19 protein-coding genes are annotated in these 25271 nt (G+C 39.3%); 12 read left to right on the forward strand and 7 right to left on the reverse strand.

Annotation, left to right across the window (positions count from 1 at the left end):
• Positions 1-386: 386 nt before the first annotated feature.
• The 3 genes from IPJ83_10775 to IPJ83_10785 all read left to right on the forward strand — a co-directional run bounded on the left by IPJ83_10775 (position 387) and on the right by IPJ83_10785 (position 5022).
• Positions 387-2702, forward strand: coding sequence for a hypothetical protein (locus tag IPJ83_10775; protein MBK7881025.1), 2316 nt, complete (start codon positions 387-389; stop codon positions 2700-2702).
• 117 nt (positions 2703-2819) lie between these two features.
• Entirely contained in the window at positions 2820-3527 is a 708-nt protein-coding gene (locus tag IPJ83_10780; protein ID MBK7881026.1) for a two pore domain potassium channel family protein, read from the forward strand.
• Positions 3528-3549: 22 nt separating this feature from the next.
• The gene (locus tag IPJ83_10785) at positions 3550-5022 is read left to right on the forward strand and encodes a hypothetical protein (protein ID MBK7881027.1); all 1473 of its coding nucleotides are present in this window, start codon (positions 3550-3552) and stop codon (positions 5020-5022) included.
• A gap of 34 nt (positions 5023-5056) precedes the next feature.
• On the opposite strand, the gene IPJ83_10790 is transcribed toward IPJ83_10785, so the two are convergent.
• A complete protein-coding gene (locus IPJ83_10790) occupies positions 5057-5599 on the reverse strand; it encodes a hypothetical protein (GenBank protein MBK7881028.1) in 543 nt (180 codons plus the stop codon).
• A 229-nt stretch (positions 5600-5828) separates the two neighbouring features.
• Positions 5829-6923, reverse strand: a complete 1095-nt coding sequence (gene ychF / locus IPJ83_10795; protein MBK7881029.1) for a redox-regulated ATPase YchF — start codon at positions 6921-6923, stop codon at positions 5829-5831.
• Between the two features lie 86 nt (positions 6924-7009).
• Between ychF and IPJ83_10800 the strand changes: the two genes are divergently transcribed.
• Positions 7010-7609 carry a DUF479 domain-containing protein gene (locus IPJ83_10800; GenBank protein ID MBK7881030.1) on the forward strand — a complete coding sequence of 200 codons (600 nt, stop codon included), beginning with the start codon at positions 7010-7012 and terminating at the stop codon, positions 7607-7609.
• On the opposite strand, the gene IPJ83_10805 is transcribed toward IPJ83_10800, so the two are convergent.
• Together IPJ83_10805 and ubiE are read right to left on the reverse strand one after the other, a co-directional pair.
• Positions 7581-8234, reverse strand: coding sequence for an outer membrane beta-barrel protein (locus IPJ83_10805; GenBank protein ID MBK7881031.1), 654 nt, complete (start codon positions 8232-8234; stop codon positions 7581-7583). The genes IPJ83_10800 and IPJ83_10805 overlap by 29 nt on opposite strands.
• Positions 8235-8266: 32 nt before the next feature.
• On the reverse strand, positions 8267-9001 hold the full coding sequence (gene ubiE, locus IPJ83_10810) for a bifunctional demethylmenaquinone methyltransferase/2-methoxy-6-polyprenyl-1,4-benzoquinol methylase UbiE (GenBank protein ID MBK7881032.1): 735 nt from the start codon (positions 8999-9001) through the stop codon (positions 8267-8269).
• Positions 9002-9188: 187 nt separating this feature from the next.
• Between ubiE and gyrA the strand changes: the two genes are divergently transcribed.
• Positions 9189-11702 (forward strand): DNA gyrase subunit A, encoded by a 2514-nt coding sequence (gyrA, locus tag IPJ83_10815; GenBank protein ID MBK7881033.1) that lies wholly within the window; start codon positions 9189-9191, stop codon positions 11700-11702.
• 92 nt (positions 11703-11794) lie between these two features.
• A complete protein-coding gene (locus IPJ83_10820) occupies positions 11795-13093 on the forward strand; it encodes a hypothetical protein (GenBank protein ID MBK7881034.1) in 1299 nt (432 codons plus the stop codon).
• Positions 13094-13350: 257 nt separating this feature from the next.
• Here IPJ83_10820 and IPJ83_10825 read toward each other — a convergent pair whose 3' ends face one another.
• Positions 13351-14397 (reverse strand): hypothetical protein, encoded by a 1047-nt coding sequence (locus IPJ83_10825; protein MBK7881035.1) that lies wholly within the window; start codon positions 14395-14397, stop codon positions 13351-13353.
• A 333-nt stretch (positions 14398-14730) separates the two neighbouring features.
• Positions 14731-15714 carry a M23 family metallopeptidase gene (locus tag IPJ83_10830; protein MBK7881036.1) on the reverse strand — a complete coding sequence of 328 codons (984 nt, stop codon included), beginning with the start codon at positions 15712-15714 and terminating at the stop codon, positions 14731-14733.
• A 190-nt stretch (positions 15715-15904) separates the two neighbouring features.
• On the opposite strand from IPJ83_10830, the gene alaS reads away from it, so the two are divergent.
• The 6 genes from alaS (at position 15905) to IPJ83_10860 (ending at position 23169) form a co-directional block, all read left to right on the forward strand.
• Complete coding sequence (gene alaS, locus IPJ83_10835) at positions 15905-18538, forward strand: alanine--tRNA ligase (protein MBK7881037.1); 2634 nt, start codon at positions 15905-15907, stop codon at positions 18536-18538.
• 9 nt (positions 18539-18547) lie between these two features.
• The gene (locus IPJ83_10840) at positions 18548-18844 is read left to right on the forward strand and encodes a hypothetical protein (GenBank protein MBK7881038.1); all 297 of its coding nucleotides are present in this window, start codon (positions 18548-18550) and stop codon (positions 18842-18844) included.
• A gap of 1 nt (position 18845) precedes the next feature.
• Positions 18846-19817 carry a Gfo/Idh/MocA family oxidoreductase gene (locus IPJ83_10845; GenBank protein MBK7881039.1) on the forward strand — a complete coding sequence of 324 codons (972 nt, stop codon included), beginning with the start codon at positions 18846-18848 and terminating at the stop codon, positions 19815-19817.
• The gene (locus IPJ83_10850) at positions 19810-20670 is read left to right on the forward strand and encodes a hypothetical protein (GenBank protein ID MBK7881040.1); all 861 of its coding nucleotides are present in this window, start codon (positions 19810-19812) and stop codon (positions 20668-20670) included. Before IPJ83_10845 ends, IPJ83_10850 begins: the two co-directional genes overlap by 8 nt.
• Positions 20670-22082 carry a sugar transferase gene (locus IPJ83_10855; GenBank protein MBK7881041.1) on the forward strand — a complete coding sequence of 471 codons (1413 nt, stop codon included), beginning with the start codon at positions 20670-20672 and terminating at the stop codon, positions 22080-22082. The genes IPJ83_10850 and IPJ83_10855 overlap by 1 nt, the downstream gene beginning before the upstream one ends.
• A 106-nt stretch (positions 22083-22188) precedes the next feature.
• Positions 22189-23169 carry a pyruvate dehydrogenase complex E1 component subunit beta gene (locus IPJ83_10860; protein ID MBK7881042.1) on the forward strand — a complete coding sequence of 327 codons (981 nt, stop codon included), beginning with the start codon at positions 22189-22191 and terminating at the stop codon, positions 23167-23169.
• 140 nt (positions 23170-23309) lie between these two features.
• Here IPJ83_10860 and IPJ83_10865 read toward each other — a convergent pair whose 3' ends face one another.
• Positions 23310-25217 carry a PD40 domain-containing protein gene (locus IPJ83_10865; GenBank protein ID MBK7881043.1) on the reverse strand — a complete coding sequence of 636 codons (1908 nt, stop codon included), beginning with the start codon at positions 25215-25217 and terminating at the stop codon, positions 23310-23312.
• Positions 25218-25271 lie beyond the last annotated feature (54 nt).

Genomic DNA, 25271 nt, shown 5'->3' on the forward strand with positions numbered 1-25271 from the left:
AAAGTGTTTGAAAGGGTTAGGAAGATGTATTTTTTAGAAAGGGTACCCGATTTTTCAGAAGCCTATATAAACCTTTGAACCTGCCTGGAATCCTTAATGATCAGGATGAATTGATGGCAATTCAACTGTTTAATTCTTAAAATTGAACTTCCCAAATTGATTGGAACTAATCAAGATTGTGGCTTTTTATGGAAAAATAAAGTCAAAATATGTTTATTTGAATTTTATTTCAAAAAAAATATTAATTTTAATTTAATAAACCTTATGGGTTGGTTCCTCCAAGTGAACAATTTGTTCTGAGTGTCTTTGTCATCGGGCAAGATGTTTTGTACATGGATAATGGTGTGGTTGCCCGGTTTATTTAGAAAATCATAAAAAATACCAATATGATGAACCTAAAATTTATTACACTTTCTTATTTGCTTTTTCTTTTATTTACCCCTGTAAAAAACACTGGACAATGCACTCCCCCTTCAGCGGATGTCTGTGAAAAGGCCATTGCTTTCTGTTCATTAGATGAGCTAAATGGGTATTCATGCCAGAATACAAACTATAGCAATCCTACTGGCTGTACTCCTCTATGTCCTTCCGGTGGAGGAGCCCATAACACTGGCTGGTGGGCATTTATATGTGACGGAGGACCAGTTTCCATCACGATGACTTTTTCTAACTGTTCTGTTAATGGGACTGGAGTTCAAATGGGTATTTGGGGTGATTGTGAGTGTAACGAATCTATAGTTTGTAATGCTAACTGTAACGGTCCTGGTTCTTTTACCTTGTCTGGGAATCTTACAGCTTGTAAAACTTATTATCTCTTTGTAGACGGTTGTTCGGGGGATGTTTGTGATTTCAAAATTTCAACCTCAGGCGGAGCAGTTCCAGAATTTCCTTCATTTAGTGATGTTTTAGGGGTAAGTGATCTTTGTGAAGGAGCATGTGATGTTAAATATGTCGTTGTGCCGCTCGGAAATTGTGAACCCAATTACATTTGGACTTTGAATGGTAGAAAAGTTGGCAATAGTTTAGGAAATGTTAATTTGGATTTTCCTGTAGAAGGTGATTTTCAACTGTGTGTTACTCCTTTTGTTGGTAATTCTAGATCCAACTCTATTTGCAATCAGTATGGCCCAATTTGCAAAACTATTATAGTAAGAAGGAGTTCAGATAAAATAGGTTCGCCAAGGTTCATTTGCAGTGAAGAAGTGCCATATAATTGGTTTGGAGAATTGGTTTGTTATACAGGTGAATATCGGCATGAATTTTCTGATTTTAAGACATGTTGTAATTTTGACTCCGTTGTTCATTTTAAAGTCATCTATGACGACAGCCTTTGGTGCAAAAAGTCAACTTACGTTACTGGTCGTGTTTTTTTAGATACAAATGTGGATGGGATTTTTAATTCGAATGATAAAATTTTGAAAAATTATTTGCTTAATTCAGATCCTGGATCCTTTGCTACTTTTTCTTCAGATTCCGGTTATATATTACTTGTGACTAGAGATACAATAAACACAATCAAAGTTTCTGTTCCTAATCCAAATTTTGCATTTTCTGTGCCTGGAGAACACCTCATTAATGTGGGAAAAGAATATGGTCAGGTTTTAGGCCAATTTGATTTTGCCATTCAGGAAAAACCATGGATTGATCTGGAGGTTGCAATAAGTTCAACTTTTTCACGTCCTGGCCACTCCTCCATTGTGAATATACAAGTTTCCAATTTAGGTAATGTTTTGGTTCCAAATTCAAAATTGTCTCTGAAATTTCCAAGTGGATGGAACATAATAGAATCCACTCCAGACTATCAAACAGTATTCGGAGGAAATCAGTTGATTTGGGATATATTGGATACGTTAGGAATAAAAGAATCCAAGATTTTTACCATTACTCTCGGGACACCTTCAGCAGCCAAGGTAGGTTCTTCTTTTAGCTTAGTAGCCGATGTATATTGCAAGAATGATGCTGATCTTATCAACAATCAAGCAATATGGAATGACGAAATTGTGACCTATTATGATCCAAATGATAAGCTTGTAGATAAGACCAATTATAATCCATCGACAGACCACTTTGGTCAACTAATCTATACTATAAGATTTCAAAATACTGAGACTGACACTGTCTTCGACATCACCATACTAGATACCTTGGCCAAAAAATTGGATCCTACTACTGTAAGGGTAGTACATGCTAGTCATCCATATGTTATGCAAGTTAAAAAAATGGGTATTTTGGAGATTTTATTTAAAAATATTTTACTCCCAGATAGCAGTACAAATGAGCCAGCATCTCATGGATTTGTTCAATTTTCAGTTAAGCCTATAGTAGGTTCTAAGCCATTTGTACTTGTGAACAGAGCGTCTATTTATTTTGATAACAATACTCCAGTTTTAACAAATGCCGCTGAAACTTATATTGGATTGGTCACAACAAAAGAAATCACTAGGTCAGGGAAACTTCTCGTCTCACCAAATCCTTTTCATAATTATTTAACAGTGGATTACGAAACTGATTTGCAATCGAAGTTTTATAAGCTGCAATTGTTCAACATACAGGGCAACAAGTTATTTGACATAAATGTGCAAAAGTCTGGTCAGACAAATATCAATACAGAATTTATTCCACGTGGTATTTACAGGCTTTTTTATTTGGCAGATGGGAAAGTTTTGTCATCAGTGAATGTTTTAAAAATTGATTTGAGGTAGATTTTTATCAGTTTTACTTTTTAAAAGGACTTTCCGTGTACTGAATTTAATAGGTAACCAAGGACTTCATCTTAGTACTCTAGGCTGACTGTTCTAATTTTTTCCTAAGTTTGCCTTATGAAGCATTTTCTAAAAAAGCTCTTTTTAGGCGATCCTGCGACCAATACCATCTCTAATGACTTCCATAAAGACAAAAGAAAGGAGAACATCCGGGCCATTTGGCATAATGAGCACCACAATGACTATGGCCTAGAAAAGATCTTCCGCTTATTCCTTGCTGCGTCACAATTTGTTTTTCCTTCCAGTTACATCAAGCATTATCTCGAAAGGTACGGGACTCATTATAAGGATCTTGCAGTGGATTTGATTGTTATCTTCAAGTTGGCATTTCCAATATTTTTACTTTATTTTCAACTTCAGCACAACTATTGGTTGCTTGCACTCCAGATTTGGCTCACTGCCGAAACCTTACTGCATGCGCCAACTTTGATCTTTGCCTCAGACACCTTATCCAAACCAAAATCTTACCAAAGGTCTATGCTCCTGGTCTTTCTGAATTATCTTGAAATCCTGTTTGCTTTTGCAGTGATCTATGGTTCCGGAGACTACCTGAACCATCCTTTGGTACACTGGTACGATGCCATTTATTTTAGTTTCACCACAGGTTCATCCATGGGTTTTGGGGATTTTGTGCCAACTACATTTATTGGAAAATTATTGGTGAGTATTCAGGCCATTATATTTTTTCTGTTTGTGGTGATCTTCTTAAATTTTTTCAGCAGCAGAATGGAGAACAAAGGCTATTTCGATCAATCGAATAGATAATTAATTTTAGAATTACTTGCAAATGATTGTCTTTAAAAAATATAACCACAGAACATTCTCCATTATTTGGTGGATTTTTTTCATTCTGTTTTTTGTAGTGTATTTTTCTGCACATTTGAATGCACAGATCCCCTTGCTTTCCAAAGAAGAAATGCATAAGGATTTGGATCAATTGAATCGCTACATGAAAAAATGGCATCCTGCTTACTATGCTTATGCCAACAAAGAGCAGATGCAGATGCATTATGCTTTAATGAAAGACTTGTGTACAGATTCCATGTCCTTGAGAGAATTTAGAAATATAGTTCGGAGAACGGTAGCCAAAGTTGGATGTGGTCACATAAGTGTTTCAGGAAGAAAATCAGCTATCAAAGGTCCAGCCATTCCTTTAATTCCCATAAGGGTTAAGATTATTCAGGATCGTTTGTTTGTTGCATCTTGCGACGACAGTTTAAACATCATTCAGTCAAAGGATGAAATATTGAGTATCGATGGAAGGCAGGCAAATGAATGGATTGAATTAATGAAAGAGCTTTCCTTGTCAGATGGATACAATCAAACGCATAAAGTATTCAGTGCTGAAAAGAATTTTGCAGTTTTTATGTACTATCTGGTTGGTCAAAAGGAGAAATTTAATTTGGTTTTGAAAAATCAGGAAGGATTGATTTATGAGGCAGTGTTGTATACCAAAAAATCCCAAGCACTGAATGAACTGAAGCCGGACCAGGCAAATTCCAATAACATAATTTCAGGAGATGGCGTCAGTTTAGAAAAAGTCGAAAATCTACCCAACACTTATCTCATTGATCTGGATAGATTTGTAGGGAAAGGCCAAAAAAAAACTTATCGTCAAATTTTTAAAAAATTAAAATCAGACCATTGCGAGAATCTTGTAATCGACCTCAGAGGCAATGGAGGAGGAAATGTTTTTTATGGAAATAATTTCCTGTCTTATTTGACAGATCAACCTATTCATTTTTTTACGTTTCATAGAAGACTCAGCCTTAGCCCATTTAATCCAAAATTTAAAGCAGGTTTTTTACAGCGGATCACACCACTTTTATTTTGTCTGAATCCAATTCAGTTTCCCGGCCGTCATGGCTGGTATCACAGTTTTCCTTTTTTTAAAAAGTATAAATATCATTACGATGGAAAAATTTTTGTGCTTACCAACGGGGGAACCTTTTCCATGGCGAGTTATGTGACCAGTCATCTGAAGCATCAGAAACAAGCTGTGGTGGTTGGTGAAGAAACTGGTGGAAGTGAATTCGCCAGCAGGGGATTAGCATCCGGTAACATTGAACTTTCAAAATCAGGATTGAGAGTAGGTTTAAATGTCTATCAACTTACTTCCTGCCTTCGGTTAAAAGATTCCGGTCACGGTGTAATGCCCGACTACCCCCTAACTTATCAACCGCAAGATTGGCAGCAAAATCTCGACTTAGAACTTATTAAGGTGACTGAACTAATCAGCAAAAACCTAGACCTCAGGTGATAAATTGAAGGATCATCAAATACCATCTTCATTCCTACTTATGTTCCGAATAATGGAGCGTTATTCCCAAACTGTAAATTTTTAAAAGCATGTAATTGAAATCTGCTTCATAACTACCTCGTGAAGGGAATTGAACCAAAAGCTGAAGTGCAATCCATCCCGGTTGGTCAGGAAAGGCTTGCTTTAAACCAATATTATCATTGACATAACACTCCAATTCCTCTCCAACGTTGGCTCGTTTGCATACCAATGGTCGTTCTGATGCATACAAACCCCAATATGCTTTTCCCGTGATCTTGATTTCTGTAGAATCCCCGTCACAGCAGCGATCTACTTCATACAAAACATTGACATGTTCTTCAGTACAGATGTTTTCCGGGGTCAACAAGTCTTCAAAAACAAAAAAACGTTGATCTCCGCTGACGTAATAGTGATATGGACTTGTTTTAGAAATTGTTGAAACCCACTGTAAATTATCACCTCCACATGCACCATCCTCACCGGTTTTTTTAGCACAACCCAATGTTAACAATGCAAGACTGCCGAACGTCCATAACCATAAATTAAAAATTTTCATTTTTATTTTTTAGCAATTTGCCATTCATTCTAACCCATTTAAATGACGCAGGTCATTTATAAAAATGAAAAAAAAATGTAGGTTTTTAAATCTGAATGATACTTCCGGGATGATCTAATCAGGGCTTTAAATTTAATCTGTACAACTCAAGTCTTTATTAAGACCTAAATTGATTATTACCCTAAATTAAACGAAAGCAAATAGATGCAATGTTTGAATCTTTTTTGGATTACACGTTGAAAAGAAAATGCATCACGTCTCCATCCTGAACGACGTACTCCTTTCCTTCTGTTGCCATTTTTCCGGCTGCTTTGATGGCCGCTTCTGATTTATATTTTACGTAGTCGTGATAATGTATAACTTCTGCTCGAATGAAGCCTTTTTCGAAATCTGAATGGATAACTCCCGCTGCTCCGGGTGCTTTAGTGCCTTTCTTTACAGTCCAGGCACGAACTTCTTTAACCCCGGCAGTAAAATAGGTTATTAACTCCAGCAAATTATAGGCCGCTCTTGTGATTTTATGAGTGCCGGGCTCTGTCAGTCCCAGGTCCGCAAAGAAACCAGCTCTGTCCTCTTCCGGTAATTCAGTGATTTCAGCTTCAATGCCTGCGGAGATAATGAGTACATCTGCTTTTTCTGATTTGATGGCTTCGATGAAGCGGGCAGTGTGTGCATTGCCTGTGTGGATGCTGGCTTCGTCCACATTGCATACATAAAGCACCGGCTTGCCGGTGAGGATCTGGCTTGATTTAACGAATTGAGCGCTGTCTTCATCGTGGACGAAAGCGCGTGCAGTTTTCCCATCGCTAAGATGAATCAATAACTTTTCTCCGATTTCAATGTCTCTCAATACTTCCTTGTCGCCTGATTTTGATTGTTTGCGTAATCTGTCCAATCTTCTCTCCAGGGATTCTATATCTTTCAGAATAAGTTCTGTATCCACCACTTCCTTGTCTCTTACCGGGTCCACGGATCCATCCACATGCACTACATTGTCATTGTCAAAAGCCCTCACCACATGAATGATTGCATCCACTTCGCGGATATTTGCCAGAAACTGATTGCCCAGTCCTTCACCTTTGGAAGCGCCTTTAATCAATCCTGCTATATCAAGGATATCGACTGTAGTAGGGATCAACTTTTGTGGATTTACTAAACTGGCCAATTCAGCCAATCTTGGATCCGCTACAGTGATTACACCTAGATTAGGATCTTTGGTGGCAAAAGGATAGTTGGCTGCAAGAGCGCCCGCAGAGGTGAGCGCATTGAACAAGGTTGATTTTCCTACGTTAGGTAATCCTACGATTCCGCATTGTAAACCCATATGATGATCATTTTTTACAAAGGCGCAAAGGTAGAAATTCCCTTTATTTAAGCCCTGTTTGGCTCGGTTATTATTCTTCTGTTAACATGAATTATCTCGCACATCTCGTTCTGGCTTATCCGCATCCAAACCTAATGGTAGGAAATTACCTTGCAGATTTTATCCAAAAGCGGGATGAAAAAAATATTTTACCCGTATATCATCCCGGAATTTCCTTCCATCGGTGGATTGACAACTATACGGATCATCATGCTACAGTGGATGAATTAAATGTCATTTTCAGACCGGCTGTGCACAAATATGCACCGGTGGCAACAGACATTGTGATGGATTATTTTCTGCACTACAATTGGAGTCTTTTTATGGACCTTGATTATGATGTATTTGCAGAGAAAATATATCATTTGCTAAAATTGAAATCTGCGGATTTTCCGGAGCCTGCACAAACTATTACGCATCGCATGATTCAGGGATCATGGTTGGACCAATACAAATCCATGGAGGGACTTGCGGATGTAATGAATCGAATGAACCGCAAGGCAAAGTTTGATGTGCAATTTGAAAATACGTTGGAGATCGTCCAGAGCCAGCATGATAAATTGAATGCACTTTTTCTGCGCTTTTATCAGGACATCAGCAGAGAAGCGGTGAGTTGGCTTAACCTTCGAAATGAAATGAAATCGTAAGCGTCCTTGAAAATAATTTGTCGATGATGGTAGACTCAATCAGCTTGTTGTCGTAAATCAAAACATTGTTCAAACCATGGGAGAACTTAATCTCCGGTGTAAAAATAAAATAGGGTAGAAAGAATTGCATTCCGGCTCCAATTTCAATTTGAAAATCATGCGGGGATATTCTCACTAAATCGAAACGGTTCTTATCTGAACGACTGTTAGAGGCAAAATCATAGGAATATTTAACTCCGGCGAGCATAAAAACTCTTGCATCCTTATAAGGGGCGGAAGTAAAGCGAACAATCATAGGGATTTCACCGAATACCGATTCCAACAAATCCTCCTGAACAGGGCCACCATTGGTAGGGGTATAGATTAATTTTCGGTAAGAAAGTGAAATGGATGGGAGGAGGCGATAATCAAAATATTCTCCAATTTTAAAATTAGTGATCATGCTGAGCGTAAGCCCAGGACTAGCGACTCCTTCATTGACCTTGAAAGCGCCTTCCGGCCGCAGAGCTCTGGAATGTTCTACCTTAAACCCTGAAGAGTTCAAAGCAAGCGTTAAGCCAAAATAATGGGACTTTTTCTTAAAACCCTCATAGTTGTAATTACGCACTCTGGTTTGTGCAGACAAACTGAGGCATGTAATAGTAAAAACGAATAAAACTATGGTTTGATACCGGTGTAAATGCAACATATACCTAAAGTCAGTGAACGGTGTGCGCAGCGAACAAATCCCCTTTGCGACAGCCTCTCGAGAAAACGCTCATAATCAGGAAACTGTTGTACAGATTCATATAAATATTGATAAGCTCTTGGATCTTTTGAGACCAATTTGCCAAAATTGGGGAGTAAGTATTTGAAATATAGTTGAAACAAATGTTTGAATGGAAAACTCTTGGGTTTTGAAAATTCAAGAACGATTATTTTTCCACCGGGTTTGGTAACGCGATACATCTCTGCCAGCCCTTTATCCAAATCTTCAAAATTGCGCACGCCAAAAGCAGCCATGACGGCTGAAAAACGGCCGGTATCGTATGGCAAATTTTCCGAATCACCCAGATCCAATTCAATTTTTTCTGTAAGGTTTAATTTCTGAAGACGTTTGCGTCCCAATTCGAGCATCCCTTCAGAAAGGTCCATGCCACGGAATTTGAGGGTGGGGTATTTTTTATAAGCCTGAATGGCAAGGACTGCGGTCCCCGTTGCCACGTCAAGCACTTCCTCGCCGGCAGGAACATCTGCCAATTCTGCAATTGCTTTTTTCCGCCAACTTCTGTCGATGCCTAAGGAAAGTATGCCATTCAAAAAATCGTACACCGGAGCGATGCGGTTAAACATTTGACGGACCTGTGATTTCTTGCTTCCTTCCAGGTCTGTATATGGTTTTGTTTCTGCCAAAAATGATGGATTTCCCGCAAAGATACAAGGCTGGACTCAGTTTAAATGAACAGATTATACATGATGAAAAATAATATATTTAAGATAAAGAATTACAATATATTATATAGTAAATAAAAGCTATGTTTTTTTCACAAATAGGCCTTATTTTATTAACTTTGCAGCCTTAAATAAACCAACATCAGGAATGGCAGAATTTGATAAAATTATCCAGGTTAACATAGAGGAACAATTGAAGACATCCTACATCGATTATTCCATGTCTGTAATCGTCTCCAGAGCTTTACCCGATGTTCGGGATGGCTTGAAGCCTGTACACCGAAGGGTGCTTTACGGGATGAATGAATTGGGCATGAGGTATAACAAACCCTATAAAAAATCAGCCAGGATAGTAGGGGAGGTTTTGGGTAAGTTTCACCCGCATGGAGATTCCAGTGTATATGATGCCATGGTTAGAATGGCGCAGCCCTGGTCCATGCGTTATCCGCTGGTTGATGGCCAGGGTAACTTTGGGTCGGTAGATGGCGACAGTCCGGCTGCAATGCGATATACCGAGGTGAGGCTGGATAGAATCGCCGATGAGTTGTTGGAAGACATCGATAAAGAAACGGTTGATTTCAGGCTTAATTTCGATGATTCTCTTCAGGAACCCACCGTATTGCCTGCAAGGCTTCCTAATCTGTTGATAAACGGATCATCCGGGATTGCGGTCGGAATGGCCACCAACATGCTCCCGCACAATTTAAGAGAGGTTTGCGATGGCACCATGGCATATTTGGCAAATCCTGAAATTTCGGTGGAAGAATTGATGGAGCATATTCCTGCACCAGACATGCCTACCGGAGGAATCATATATGGGGTTGCCGGGATTAAGGAGGCTTATGAAACAGGACGCGGCCGAGTGGTGGTCAGAGGAAGAGCAGAGATCGAACAATATGACAACCGGGAGGCCATCATCATCACAGAAATTCCATATCAGGTTAATAAAGCTTATCTGATTGAGAAGATCGCAGAATTGGTAAATGAGGAAAAGATTACTGGCATTCATGATGTACGGGATGAGTCCGACAGGAATGGAATGAGAATCGTCATTGAAATCAAGAAAGATGCGATTTCTAATGTGGTGTTGAGTAATTTATTCAAGTATACCTTGTTGCAGAATAGTTACGGAATAAACAATATAGCACTGGTTGGTGGCAGACCCATGACCCTTGGCTTAAAAGATCTGATCCGTGAATTCATAAAGTTCCGCCTTGAAGTAATCGTGCGCAAGACACAATTCGAACTTCGACAGGCCCAGGAAAAAGCACATATTCTCGAAGGTTTACTAATAGCCTTGGATCATCTGGATGAAGTCATTGCATTAATCAGAGGTTCAAGAACGGTGGATGATGCAAGGACTGGATTGATGGATACTTTTCAGTTGAGTGAGATTCAGGCGAAAGCCATCCTGGACATGAGGTTGCAGAAACTAACAGGACTGGAGCGGGATAAGATCAAGGAAGAGTATGACGAACTCATGAAAGAGATTGCCAGACTTCAGGAGATCCTTGGAAGTGAGGAATTGAGAAAGCAAATTATAGTGGACGAGCTCACAGACATCAAATCTCGATTTGGGGATGATCGTCGTACCGAGATTCAGATGGCGGAGGGTGAAATAAACATGGAAGACATGATAGCCAATGATGAGGTGGTAGTTACCATTTCTCATCAAGGTTACATCAAACGAACAAAAACTTCTGAATACCGCACACAAACCAGAGGGGGAAGAGGTTCCACCGGAAGCAAAACCAAGGACGAGGATTTCATCGAACACATGTTCATTGCCTCCAACCACAATTACCTGTTGCTCTTTACAGAAATGGGTAAATGTTATTGGTTGAGGGTGTACGAAATTCCTGAGGCTGCCAAAACTTCTTTGGGCAGGGCCATTCAGAATATTGTTTCCTTAGCCAAGGAAGATAAAGTCAGGGCTTATATCAATGTGGATAATCTTTCCAATGAGGAGTTTTTAAATTCTCACTACATCATGTTATGTACCAGGAAAGGAACCATCAAGAAAAGCAGTCTGGAAGATTTCAGCAGGCCTCGGGCCAATGGAATCATCGCCATTTCCATCAATGAAGGAGATCAGCTGATGGAAGCTAAACTGACCAATGGTAAAAATGAAATCATCATTGCCAATAAAATGGGACGTGCCATTCGATTCCCGGAAGCAACTGTTCGTCCGATGGGCAGGAATGCTGCGGGGGTTAGAGGCATCAGCCTGGATGAAGCCAATGGAGATGCGGTGGTCGGAATGGTTTGTGTGGATCCCGAGGATAAAACAACCAGCATATTGGTAGTGTCTGAAAAAGGCAATGGCAAGCGGTCTGAATTGGAAGATTACAGGATCACCAATCGTGGCGGAAAAGGAGTTAAAACGCTCCAGGTTACCGACAAGACGGGACAATTAGTGGCCATTAAGATAGTGCATGATACGGATGATCTGATGATCACCACAACCAATGGCGTGACCATCAGAATGAGTATAGAAAGCCTTAGGGTCATGGGAAGGGCCACTCAGGGTGTGCGTCTGATCAGACTGGACGAAACGGATGAGATAGGAGATGTAGCCGTTGTAAAGCGCGAAGAAGATGAAGAAGTGGTACTCCCTGATGTTACAGAAATGCCTTTGGCCGATGATGATTCTGAAGAATAAAATTATAATTTTCTTAACGATAAATTTCGTTCAACATGAAATCAAATTTGATCTTTTTTAGTTTATCCATAAAATTAAAACATCATTCAAAAATGAAAAACCTGATTCTTTTCACCTTGTTTAGTTTGCTGACATCCGGATTAAGTTTCGCCCAGGAACCGGAAAAAGATGTTAAGAAAGCAGATCGATTGTTGGGACTTTATTTGCTGGATACCAAAGGCAATAAAGAAAAATTAGAAGAAGCAAAAAAGCTCATAGATGGAGTGTACACCAATGAGGCAGTTGCGGGAATGTACAAGACCTGGCTGGTCAGAGGAAATATTTACAACGAAGTGGCCGGGATGGAGAATACCAAGCTGGTGTTGAATGCAAAAGCAAAATTAGACAATCCAAATGCACCAGTAATTGCTTTAGAATCTTTGACCAAAGCCATGTCCCTGGCGGTGAAAGGTTATGAAAAGAAAGACGTCATAGCCAGCTTGCAGGAGACCTCCCAATTTTTAAATAATTTTGGATCCAACGCCTATAACAATAATGATTTTATCGGAGCCTACAAGAATTTTGGCGGAGTTTTAAAAGCGGACAAACTGATTACAGAGGCTGGAGGTAAAGCGATATTGCAATCCAAAGACGATGTAAATCGTCAGACCTATATTACCGCGATCTGTGCTTTGAGCGCTAAGGCGGACGATGACGCTCTTCCATATTTTGAAGAATTGGCCGCTGCCAATTATACAGATTCCACAGGAGCCGGAGCCGTTGTTTATGAAAGTTTGTATAAACTTTATGAGAAAAAGGACAATGCAAAAGCAGAAAAATATCTGGCTGAGGGGCGAACTAAATATCCGGAAGAAACCAATCTTCTTTTTGCTGAAATCAACCATTTTCTGAAATTGGGAAAACTCGATGAACTGATCGGCAAATTGAAAATGGCCATCGAAAAGGAGCCAAATAACCTATCCATCTACAACACACTTGGTAATGTGTACGACAATTTGTGTCAGAAGGAATGGGAAAAAGGCGACATGGGAAAAGCGGATGAATATTTTAACGAAAGTTTGAAAAATTATGCGCAAGTTTTAGCCAAGGATCCAAACAATGGTACGGCGCTTTACAGTTCTGGTGCATTGTATTACAACAAGGCTGCCATCATCAGTAAAGAAGCCAATAAATTAGCCAATGATTATACCAAAGATGGTACCCGCAAATACAATGAGAAAAAGGCTGAAATGGAATCCTATTTTGACAAGGCACTGCCATATTTTGAAAGAGCTGATGTGGTAGACAATAAGGATGTAAATACCTTGATCGCATTAAAAGAGATTTATGCAAAGAAGGGTAATTTTGAAAAATCCAATGCGGCTAAAGCGAGATTAGAAGCACTCAAATAGATTCATTTTTATCTAATAAAATATTTTGAATGGCAGGCATTGGTCCTGCCATTTTTATTTATGATAAAGCATGGAGTTTGAACATGCATTTGTGAGTTTCATCAATGGACATACGACTCTTGATTTTCGTGGATAACAGGCCCCATTAAAAATGCTACAATCCTACGGCATCGCAGTTTGAAACTGCGACGAACATGGAGTTGACCTTTAAATAAAGGGCAACTTGTTATAACTAATGATTTAATCAGTCGATGACTTCAATATTGAAATAAAACTACAGAGCTTGGTGGATTCTCAATAGACTCAAATTCAAACAATTTAACTACCATGCCTTGTTCATTATATTCATATTCTAATTTCTGAATACTGGCATTTAGGATATATTGTAAACTATATTGTCCATTATTGTGAAATTCTGATTTATAGGTGACATTCATTAATTTGTTTTCAATTTCAATTGTTTGGCCTGAAGAATTATATTTCACAACAAAATGATTGGATAATTCGTGTTCAGAATTAAATTCAAGTCTCTCTAATATTTTTCCATCTTTTGACAGAAGCTCTATCTTAGTTAGTTGTATGCCCTTCCCGCCAAAAGGCTTGGAGTAGAATAATAAGCTATCGTAGTCTTGCATTTCAATTTTATAAATTTTACTATCTAAAGTCCCTTCGTCATTTATCGGTTTTCCAGATAATTTCATTGCCTCCTTAAATTCATCTGAGAATTTTAAATATTGTAAATACTCAGTCTTGTTATCTGTTTTTTTAACATGAATGTCGAAGTCACCCAAAGCATATTTGAATAATATTTTTTCATATTCACCACTTGCATTTTTTAAGATATCAAGGCTCATTTGAACTTCACAGTTTGCGCATTTTCTTTGACTGACGCTTGAGATTTTTCCATCTGTAAAATAGGAATAAGTATTATATTCATTGATCAATTTCATTTTTGGAAACTCCAAAGTCTTTTTTACCAATCTTTGGTTTAGATCAAAGCTATCCATTTGAATCATAAATGGATTTCCTTCATTATCATTTTGAATAGTAATGAATAAATTAGGTTGTGCAGCAGATCTGATTTCAGCACTTGACTCAAGCTCACCAGAAAATTCTTCTCCCTTATATTTATATTTAAAAGTACCTTCACTAGAATTAATATAACGTGTTTGGATTACTGGCAGTTGATATTGAAGACATTCAGGTTTCTCTGGCTTTTTAAATAATAATTGTTCCAGCAATTGAGAATGAGATGGCAGAGCTTGAATTTGCAAAATCAGAAAGAGAAATAATACTTTTTTCATATTGTGAATTGTAAGCGAAAATACTTCAATTGATCAGGTTAACATTAATCTTTATGCATTATTTTTAGGAATTACCAATAGTTGTTGCTGAGATCAAGATAGAAGGGAAGGCTGCAAACTGTTCCTGGAGTATTTTGATTAATAGCTTGTCTAAATGTAGATGTTCATTCATAAAAAATTGAGATAACAGGCCGCATTAAAAATGCTACAATCCTACGGCATCGCAGTTTGAAACTGCGACGAACAATGGAGTCAGACATTGAAGAATAATAAGCCAGTGCTTGACATTTTAAAATTAAAATAAAACCTTGTGAAAGGATGTAAGTTGTGATATTAATCAAACGATTGATTGGCCATTTCGGCTTTAGCAACCATTTCCTGGTATTCTTTTGGACTCAGTCCATCCATGCAATAGTGAATTGGGTTTACCGGCTTCCCGTTGAAGTGTACTTCATAATGACAGTGCGGCCCCGTAGAGGTTCCGGTGTTTCCAATGCTGCCTATGATTTCTCCTTTCTTTACTTTTTGCCCCTGTTTAACTTTAATTACTTTCATGTGGGCATAAAGGGTCTTATAACCGAAGCCGTGGTCTATCAATACGGATTTTCCGTAACCTGAATTTTTAATCTCCACTTTAACCACACGCCCGTCACCGGTACTTTGGATGGAAGTTCCTTCAGGAGCAGTGAAGTCAATACCTGCATGCATTTTATTGACTTTATGAACAGGGTGCAAACGGATACCATAACCGGATAGATGCTGTACATCTGTAGAAAGACGATCCATTCTAACGGGTTTAACCGACGGAACACTGGCCATCATGTCCTCGCGGGTTCTGGCAAGTTTTTCCAAAGTATCCAGGGATCTCGACTGTAAATAAATCTGTCTTTCCAGTTTGTCTAAATATTTTTTAGCATCTTTCACTGTAGAACCACTATTGCGGAATTGACCGGTCCAGGCATAAGGGTCGTGACCTCCAACACCTCCATTCCAAACACTCGGATCTATGGGATCCATACCAAATAAAACTCTGTGCACCTTGGCATCTCTGTTCTGAATATTGGTAAGCACTTTTTCTGCGCGCTCCAGATCATTTTTAATCAATAAATATTGATACTCCATTTGTGTGATTTCCTTTTTCAAGGCTTTTTCACGTGGCGAGGGAAAGTATTCTGAAGTAAAAAAGTAGAACAGAAAAGCGGCCACGACGACTGCAGAAATGAAGGTAAAAACTTTGAGGAATATAGACTTTCTGGTCAGCTTCTCCTTCTCAAATTGAAGGGTATGGGGGTTATAAACATATTTTTCAGACCTCATATTCGGCAGCTATGTTAAATTAACTACTTTTGCGATCCGATTCATTTCGCTTTTTGTTTGATAGTACAAATTTAATCAACTTATCCCAAACCACAAAACATACAGAAATCTATTTAATATATATATGATGTTTTGATATATAATATACAGATTGTCTGAGTTTTATAATTTTGGTTTTAAAGTGTTATATATGGAGTCCCGACTAATTCGCCAAAAGTTCCTGAGTTTTTTTGAAAAAAACCAACATAAAATTGTGCCCTCGAGCCCAATTGTAGTGAAAAATGATCCTACCCTGATGTTCACCAATGCTGGGATGAACCAGTTTAAGGATTACTTCCTTGGCAACAAACCCGCACAGGACAAAAGGGTTGCAGATACTCAAAAGTGCCTACGCGTCAGTGGCAAGCATAACGACCTGGAAGAAGTTGGGACAGATGGTTATCACCACACCATGTTTGAAATGCTGGGCAACTGGTCCTTTGGGGATTACTTTAAAGAAGAAGCCATTGAGCTCGCCTGGAAATTACTGACGGAAGAATACAAATTGGATCCTTCCAGACTCTATGTTTCCGTTTTTGGTGGGGATGAGACAGAGGGTCTTGACAGGGATATGGAATCTGTGGGTTTTTGGAAAAAATGGGTGCCGGAAGACAGAATTCTCTTTTTTGGCAAGAAAGATAATTTTTGGGAAATGGGGGATACCGGGCCATGTGGTCCCTGTTCTGAAATCCACATAGATCTCAGGTCCGAGGAAGACCGTGCAAAATCTCCCGGCGCAGCATTAGTCAATCTGGGTGTTCCTGAGGTAATGGAAATTTGGAACCTGGTATTCATTCAGTTTAACAGAAAAGTTGATGGAAGCCTGGAGGAATTGCCTGACAAGCATATTGATACCGGCATGGGATTCGAACGGCTTACCATGGTGCTGCAGGATAAGAAGTTTTCTTACGATACCGATATTTTTAGCGGAATGATACAATTCATGGCTGATTTTAGCAACATTCCCTACACCGGACAATATACCAGTATCCATAAATCCGATATGGCCATGAGAGTCCTAGCGGACCACATCAGAGCCATTGTATTTACCATTGCGGATGGAACCATCCCTTCAAACACAGGTCCGGGCTATGTCATCAGAAGAATTTTAAGAAGGGCCGTCAGGTATTACTATTCTTACCTCGGCATCAAGGAGCCATTTATGTTTAGGTTAGTTCCTTTTTTGGTGACCGGAATGGGAGATGTTTTTCCCGAAATAAAAAGTCAGCAGGAACTGATAGTCCGTGTGATTAAAGAAGAAGAAAGTTCCTTCTTAAGGACACTGGAAGGGGGGTTGAAAAGATTGGAATTGCTTCAACCGGTGAATGGCATGATATCCGGCCAAGATGCTTTTGAATTGTATGATACCTATGGTTTTCCGATAGATCTCACCAAACTGATCGCAAAAGAAAAAGAATGGGAAGTAGATGAAAAAGAATTCTCCGTCTGCCTTGTCCAGCAAAAAGAGCGCTCACGGGCAGATGCAAAAAAGGAATATTCAGACTGGAATTTGGTTGCGGAAGGTCAGGTAAGGTTTGTGGGATATGATGTACATGAGGTAGAGGAAACCAGACTTTTGCGCTGGCGACAGATTCAAACAAAGGGACAGACCAGATTTCAATTGGTACTGGAGACCACACCATTTTATCCGGAGGGTGGCGGACAGGTAGGGGATAAAGGTATTTTATATTTTGACAACCAGGCAGTTGAGGTGTTGGATACGGTGAAGGAAAACGATCTGATCCTGCACATGACAGAAGTATTGCCTTCTGTACCTACAGCGAATGTGCGTGCAGTAATTAATTCATACAGAAGATCCCTGATTCAAAAAAATCATTCTTCGACACATTTACTGCATGCAGCACTTAGAAATGTATTAGGGACGCATGTCACCCAAAAAGGTTCCCTGGTGAATGAGGATTATTTGAGATTCGATTTTTCTCATTTTCAAAAACTCAGTTCGACGGAAATCCTTAGAATCGAGCAATTGGTAAACGAAAAAATTCGCCAAAACATAGCGTTGGAGGAGACCCGACATTTACCTATTGAGGAGGCTAGGAAATCCGGTGCAATGATGTTGTTTGGGGAGAAATATGGGGAGGATGTTCGGATGATCACCTTTGATCCAAGCTATTCCCGGGAATTGTGTGGAGGTTGTCATGTAGAATCAACGGGTGAAATCGGCTATTTCAAATTGATAGGGGATTCTGCCATCGCAGCAGGTATCCGAAGAATAGAAGCGGTTACTGCTGTAAAGTCGGAAGAATTTATGAGGAATCAGATGGAGCAGCTTTCAGAAATAAGGCAATTGCTCAACAATCCGCCCAATCTAATCCAGCAGTTGCAAAATTTGATAGAGGAAAACAAATCACTTCAAAAGGAATTGCAAGAGCAGAAAGAAGCCAAGGCGCTGGGTCTCAAAGATCAACTCGTTCAATCTGCACGGCGAATAAATGGCATCCAGACTTTGGTTACAAAAGTCGACCTCGGTGACAGTAAGATTTGCAAATCCTTGATTTTTAATTTAGGAAAAGAGCTGGAACCTGCCATCATTTTCTTTGGGTTTGTTGAATCGGACAAGCCTCAATTGATGTGTTACATTTCGGAAGAATTAACGACCAGCCACGCTTATAATGCCTCAACCTGGTTAAGACAAATCGCCAAACACATTCAGGGAGGAGGCGGAGGACAAGCATTTTTTAGTACTGCAGGCGGAAAAAATGTTCAGGGCATCGATACCGCGCTTGAGGAAGCCCGCAACATTTTACAGCAAAGTCTTAGCTAAATCCCATATATGAAAGTATTATTGGTACTGACCATTTTTGGATTGTTTGTATTGTTCAATCTCTACATAAGGGTGCGTACCCTCAATTACTACCGTCAGTTGGTACAACGCAGAATCCAGTTCACCTTTTCTCAGATGATATCCATTAAAAGATGGAATGACGAAATCCTTCCTAAATACCCGGATGATCATGAATTGTTGCATGTATTCAGAAGACACATGATCCAGACCGGCTTTTTGTTTGTCGGAATTGTGCTATTGGTGTTGCTTCTCCTGTTTTTATTCAAGTTACAGATGACTTATTAAAATGGGAACAAAATTGAAGCTGGGCTTGACAGGCCTTGGGCATTTGGGTAAAATTCATCTTAAATGCATACTGGATTGTGAAGAAATTGAGCTGGTGGGTTGTTACGACCTGGATACAGAATCCCTGAATAATATCTGTACTGAATACAATGTCAGAGCATTCGATTCTTATGAAGATTTATTGCAGAATTGTGAGGCAGTAGACATCGTGACCCCCACGGTGACTCATTTTAAACTCGCCTCTCAGGCGATCGCTGCCGATAAACACTGCTTTATAGAGAAACCGGTCACGGTAAGTCTTGAGGAAGCACTTGCTCTAAAAGAATTGCAGCAAAAACATCCTGTAAAAATACAGATTGGGCATGTGGAGCGATACAATCCGGGATTTCTGGCGGTAAAAGATTCCATTAAGAATCCCAAATTTATCGAGGCACATCGTCTGGCCACTTTTAATCCCAGGGGTACAGATGTATCGGTCGTGCATGATCTTATGATCCATGACCTCGACCTCATCAGCGTGATTGCGCGTTCAAAACCAATTGATATAAAAGCCAATGGGGTCAGCATTGTCTCCAGGATGGCGGATATATGTAACGCCCGGATAGAATTCGAAAATGGATTGGTTGCCAATGTTACCGCTAGCCGGATTTCCATGAAGCAAATGCGAAAAATCAGAATATTTCAGGAAGATGCTTACATCAGTCTTGATTTATTAACGAAGGAAGCGCAGGTAATTTCATTGTTGGACGCTTATCAGGACAATACCATTGAAATTGACACCTACAAAGGAAAGAAATACATCAGTTTGTTTCAGGCGGATACAGAACCTGTTAATGCAATTAAAGAAGAGATAAAATCTTTTGCAAAAAGTATCGTTATGGATACTGAAACGGAAGTCAACCTGGAAGACGGTATCAGCGCATTAAGCCTCGTGGATGCCATTTTTCGCCTAATCGAAAACAGTAATGTTTAGAAAGCTTTTTTTAGTAACCATTGCTTTAATCACTTTTTCATCTTGTGCGAAGTTGGATCAACAGGAAGCCATTCCTTCTTACGTATACATACCTTCTTTAAAGTTGCAGGTTTCTCCCGATCAGGGCAGTAGTTTTCATCAGTTCAAAGATGTCTGGGTTTATGCCAATAACGAATATGTAGGTGCTTATGAAATGCCCGCAATCATTCCAATAGTATCCTCTGGTAATACAGAAATTAAAATTTATGCCGGATTTAGAAAAAATGGGATGGTCACCCAACCTACCAGATATCCTTTTCTGGAACCTTTTATAGTAAATGTAGATTTGGAACAAACCAAAACTGATACTCTTCGTCCTGTTTTGATTTATGGAAGTGATGTTAAGTTTCCATTTATAGAGGACTTTGAGCGCATACATTTTTTCAATGAAGAAATAGATGGAGACCAGGAAACAAAAGTTATCCTGACTTCTGCAGCAGAAGCATTTGAAGGCGTAAATTCCGGAGAAATAACGGTGAGTAATAACCATCCAATTCTGGAAGCCTGGTACGACATACCAAAGCCAATTCCGGTTAATCCCAATCAAGTTTATCTGGAGTTGCATTACAAATCAGATATTCCTTTTTATGTAGGTTTTATTGGATATAAAAATGGAGAATCCCCTACACGATTAATCAATGCACTGGTACTTCCTAAATCGAGTTGGAATAAAATATACTTTGATTTTACAGACATTCTGAACAACTACAGAGGGGTATCGTACAAATTGGCCGTTGCGGCTGCTTTCATTCAGGACACTGCCAAAACAGATCAACATATTTATCTGGATAACTTTAAAGTGACGCACCGTTAATGACCATCAGAAAAGAAAATATTCTTTATCAGACGGGCGATTTTATGTTGGCCATATTATCCTGGTATTTATTTGTCAATTATCTGCACAGTAACAATTTTTTTATTCTCGATCCGGAGACGGAATGTAAAAAACTTTTTATTCAGGGTTTGTTGGTGATTCCGGTAGGATGGTATTTGTTAAACTTGTTGACAGAACAATACAAAGATGTTTACCGCTTGTCCAGGTGGGCAGTTTTTACCCAATCTTTTGTGCTTGCGCTGGCAGGAAGTCTGACTATTTTTTTTGCTTTGCTTTTGCATAAATCTTTGAATTTTGAAACCAGGTATTTAAGGACAGTTTGTACTTATTGGTTCCTGCATTTTGGGCTTGTAGCCAGCTTCAGGATGGTTTTTCTTTCTGTCATGAGCCGCAGATTAAAGAAGGGTGTTGTGGGATTTAATACCCTCATTATAGGTGGAGATCAACGTGCGGTAGATTTGTATAACGACATCATGTCGTTGAAATTCAGTTTAGGACATAAGTTTGCAGGATTTATACATTCAAATGGCGGAAGATCCAACGAGCTGAATCAGTTTCTTCCTCAGCTTGGAGGTCTCGCAGATATATCCGATGTGATAAAAAAAGAAGGCATAGAGGAAGTTATCATTGCCATTGAGTCCACTGAGCATCTTAAACTAAAAAGTATTCTGGATGTCTTGTTTGAATTTGGAAACCAACTGATGGTGCGCACCATTCCGGATACCTATGATATTTTGTTGGGTACTGTAAAAATGAATCACCTTTATGGCGCTGTATTGATCGAGATCAAGCAAGAAATGATGCCAAAATGGCAAATCCTGATCAAGCGGTTGATGGATTTGATTGTCAGTATTATAATGTTGGGCGTATTGTCCCCGTTGATTTTGTACATCATGATCAGGACCAGATTTTCAAGCCCGGGGCCGGTGATTTACAGTCAGGAGAGAATAGGGGTTAATGGACAACCTTTCATGATTTATAAATTTCGATCCATGTCTGTGGATGCAGAAAGAGAAGGTCCGCAATTATCCAATGACCAGGATGATCGGATCACCCCTTGGGGATCTGTGATGAGAAAATGGAGATTGGATGAACTACCACAATTTGTCAATGTATTAAAGGGGGACATGTCTTTGGTGGGGCCAAGACCGGAGCGCAGATATTTTATTGACAAAATCATGGAAAAAGCACCACATTACAAGCATTTGCTAAAAGTTCGTCCAGGTATTACGTCCTGGGGGCAGGTAAAATTCGGGTATGCTTCAAATTTGGATGAAATGCTTCAACGACTAAAATACGATATTCTTTATGTCGAAAATAGGTCCTTGGGCCTGGATATTAAAATTTTGTTTTATACACTTTGGGTTTTGTTTCAGGGAAAAGGAAAGTAAACTTTCAACTTAAAGCAAGTAACCTGGGGTTTTATTCCTTTGAATATTCTAAATTCCTTATCAATGGTTGTTTAATAAGCCCTATTTTTGCGGCAACAAAAGTCTTATGGGTAGAATAATTACACTCAGAGATGCCCTCAGAGAAGGGATGTCTGAAGAAATGCGAAGGGATCCGAATGTTTTTTTGATGGGGGAGGAAGTTGCCGAATACAACGGAGCATACAAGGTCAGTAAAGGCATGCTGGATGAATTTGGTCCTAAAAGAGTAATCGATACACCCATTGCTGAATTGGGCTTTGCAGGTATTGGGGTCGGTGCTGCCATGAATGGTTTGAGACCTATTGTGGAGTTTATGACCTGGAATTTTGCCGTTTTGGCATTTGATCAGATAGTCAACAATGCCGCAAAAACCTTGTCTCAATCATCCGGTGAATTCGGATGTCCCATAGTTTTCAGAGGGCCTTCCGGGGCAGCAGGTCAATTGGCCCAACAACATTCTCAAACATTTGAATCCTGGTTAGCCAACTGTCCTGGCCTCAAAGTGATCTCTTGCATTGATCCTTATGATGCCAAAGGACTAATCAAGTCAGCGATCGTGGACGATGACCCTGTTTGCTTCATGGAAGCAGAGACGATGTATGGATTCCAGGGTGAAGTTCCGGAAGGAGAATATTATGTGCCTATAGGCGTCGCAGCAGTAAGGAGAACCGGAAAAGATGTTACCATCGTTTCCTTCAACAAAATGATGGAAGTGGCTAAACAAGCCGCCGTGGAATTAGAGAAAGAAGGAATTGATGCAGAAGTGATCGATTTAAGAACCATACGACCATTAGATATCAAAACCATCATAGAATCCGTCAAGAAAACCAACAGGTTGGTTGTGGTGGATGAATCATGGCCATTTGCCGGAGTTTCTTCGGAAATTGCCTTTCAGGTGCAGCGACATGCTTTTGATTATTTGGATGCACCGGTGATCAGGGTAAATGCTGCAGATGTTTCATTGGGTTATGCACCCACCATGGTGCAGGAATATTTACCCAATCCGGAAAAGGTCATCAAGGCTGTAAAGGCGGTAATGTACAGATAATTTTCCGGCTGATTTTTTTGAGATCGTTTAGATGAATGTTTACAAAATGTAAAAAGCCCTCTCAAATTGAGAAGGCTTTTATTTTATTAGATTTTTTGAAGTCCATTCTAAAATGGATCCCTCATATAAATTTACAAGCTCTATTGTCTAAACAACTTTCCATTCTCTTCAATCACAATATATGCTTCTTTGAAGCCTTTGGCTTTTACTTTGTCCAGGGCCTGTATAGCATCGTGAGAATTTGCAAAATCTCCCAATACAATGATGGTCCATCCTCCTTTTGTCCAATGTTCTATTTTACCAATATCGCGCAGCGGAGATGGATCAAACCAATCCGGTGCTTTAAATTCTGCAACACGGATTTTAAATTTACCTGGCTCTTCGGTGCTTTCTTTGATATTTTTAAAATCATTAGAATTTTTGAGGATCAGTTTAAAACGCTTTTCATCAGGGATATCAGCTACAACAAAGGCCTCTTTCAATCCACTCTTTTTCATCAAACTTAAAGTAGACAAAGCATCGTTTAATTTGCTGAAACTGCCGATTCGTATTTTATGAACACCATCGGCTTCTACTCGATATACATCTCCATATTTGGAATATTTTTTAAATCGGTCCGCCATCGCTTCGTTGAAGTTGGATATCGCAGCAACCTGGATAAAATATACTTTTTGCAATTGTTGGTTTTTAGGAAGAAAGCCAATGTTTGGATCATCAAAAACCTGACCGGCATCTTCTGTTGTATTTACTTCTAAAGGGGATACCATGACATTCATGTCCATAGGTGACTTAAGGCTTATATCTGATGCCATAATCGGATGTGCTGACCCTATGCCATTGGTGAGGGCAACCCTGGAAGTTTTATACTGATGTTCTCCACCACTGTTTGTTTCTCGGTTGGAAATAAAAACACCATCATTGGTTCCGTCCAACATAAACTGGTATTCATCTTTGGTGGAATTAACGCAGGATCCTAAGTTATTTATATCACTCCATGCTATGCCATCTCTGGTAGTTCTGAATACATCAAAACCTCCAAATCCATTGTGCCAGTCGGAGGAAAAGAATAAGTCATTGGATTTGTAGAAAGGAGAAATTTCATTTCCGGGAGAATTGATCAGGGATCCTAAATTTTGAGGTTCTGACCAGGAATTTGTAAGTGGAACTTTATAGCTTACATAAAGGTCGTACCCACCATAACCTCCAGGTTTGTTGGAAGAAAAATAGAGCGTGTTGCCTTTGTCTGCAAGTGCAGGAAAATTAGTGGAATAAGTGCTGCTTGAATATTCAAAGGTCTGCACATCTGACCAAGATCCGTTTTCATCGATATTTGCAAAATATAAAGAGGTAATTGGCGATTGGTGTATAATGGATGCAAGTGGCGAGGTGCTGGATTTCGTAAAAGCCACAAAATCTTTTTGTTCACTGTATGCATAAATTCCTTTGCCTATGGCCTTACCGTTGATAATCTCTTCAATGGCAAGCAGATTGTTGGTAGCATTTGAGCTGAGTTGTTGAACCTTTGCAGGTTTTGTAGGGGATCCCGATTTAATAGATAGGTCTGCATTTATTACGGAAACTTTTTCCAGTTCTTCATTCTGTATTTTGTCCAAACTACAGTTTTTTGGCTTTGTTAATTCAGCTAGTGCATAGTCACAGGACTGAGCAAAGTAATTACCAATTGCAGGATTAAATTTTGCGTATTTCAGATACATTTCTTTAGCCGCGACAAAATCGGTTTGGTTTCTCAGGAATTCAGCGTATTCGAAATATACTTCAGAATCGGGGTTTGGTTTGGCCAATATGTACTTGAATAAATGGTTAGCTTTCTGGTCCATTCCTGCATTCTGGTAGGAAAGGGCAAGGTATCGCTGGTTGTTAACATCTTGAGGATGAGACAATAAGTGTTTTTCAAAAAGAGGAATGGCCTCTGAATATTTTTGTTGTTTAAAATATTCTTTTGCAGCAATGGCAAGATCTTGTTGGGCTTTAATAAAGCCTCCAAAGAATGTAAAACATATCAAAACGTAAATACGAAATGATTTCATAAAAAAGAGTTTTGGTCGTAAATTAACAATAGTACTGAAAATTAGACGCTAATG

The sequence above is a fragment of the Candidatus Vicinibacter proximus genome, from assembly GCA_016713905.1.
GTDB lineage: Bacteria > Bacteroidota > Bacteroidia > Chitinophagales > Saprospiraceae > Vicinibacter > Vicinibacter proximus.

What these genes read in the sequence shown, in the direction of transcription:
- IPJ83_10850 (MBK7881040.1), top strand. Translation starts at nt 19,810, where the DNA reads ATGTTTAGAAAGCTTTTTTTAGTAACCATTGCTTTAATCACTTTTTCA.
- IPJ83_10785 (MBK7881027.1), top strand. Translation starts at nt 3,550, where the DNA reads ATGATTGTCTTTAAAAAATATAACCACAGAACATTCTCCATTATTTGG.
- IPJ83_10860 (MBK7881042.1), top strand. Translation starts at nt 22,189, where the DNA reads ATGGGTAGAATAATTACACTCAGAGATGCCCTCAGAGAAGGGATGTCT.
- gyrA (MBK7881033.1), top strand. Translation starts at nt 9,189, where the DNA reads ATGGCAGAATTTGATAAAATTATCCAGGTTAACATAGAGGAACAATTG.
- IPJ83_10865 (MBK7881043.1), bottom strand. Translation starts at nt 25,217, where the DNA reads ATGAAATCATTTCGTATTTACGTTTTGATATGTTTTACATTCTTTGGA.
- IPJ83_10825 (MBK7881035.1), bottom strand. Translation starts at nt 14,397, where the DNA reads ATGAAAAAAGTATTATTTCTCTTTCTGATTTTGCAAATTCAAGCTCTG.
- IPJ83_10790 (MBK7881028.1), bottom strand. Translation starts at nt 5,599, where the DNA reads ATGAAAATTTTTAATTTATGGTTATGGACGTTCGGCAGTCTTGCATTG.
- ychF (MBK7881029.1), bottom strand. Translation starts at nt 6,923, where the DNA reads ATGGGTTTACAATGCGGAATCGTAGGATTACCTAACGTAGGAAAATCA.
- alaS (MBK7881037.1), top strand. Translation starts at nt 15,905, where the DNA reads ATGGAGTCCCGACTAATTCGCCAAAAGTTCCTGAGTTTTTTTGAAAAA.
- IPJ83_10780 (MBK7881026.1), top strand. Translation starts at nt 2,820, where the DNA reads ATGAAGCATTTTCTAAAAAAGCTCTTTTTAGGCGATCCTGCGACCAAT.
- IPJ83_10855 (MBK7881041.1), top strand. Translation starts at nt 20,670, where the DNA reads ATGACCATCAGAAAAGAAAATATTCTTTATCAGACGGGCGATTTTATG.
- IPJ83_10830 (MBK7881036.1), bottom strand. Translation starts at nt 15,714, where the DNA reads ATGAGGTCTGAAAAATATGTTTATAACCCCCATACCCTTCAATTTGAG.
- IPJ83_10845 (MBK7881039.1), top strand. Translation starts at nt 18,846, where the DNA reads ATGGGAACAAAATTGAAGCTGGGCTTGACAGGCCTTGGGCATTTGGGT.
- IPJ83_10800 (MBK7881030.1), top strand. Translation starts at nt 7,010, where the DNA reads ATGAATTATCTCGCACATCTCGTTCTGGCTTATCCGCATCCAAACCTA.
- IPJ83_10820 (MBK7881034.1), top strand. Translation starts at nt 11,795, where the DNA reads ATGAAAAACCTGATTCTTTTCACCTTGTTTAGTTTGCTGACATCCGGA.
- IPJ83_10840 (MBK7881038.1), top strand. Translation starts at nt 18,548, where the DNA reads ATGAAAGTATTATTGGTACTGACCATTTTTGGATTGTTTGTATTGTTC.
- IPJ83_10775 (MBK7881025.1), top strand. Translation starts at nt 387, where the DNA reads ATGATGAACCTAAAATTTATTACACTTTCTTATTTGCTTTTTCTTTTA.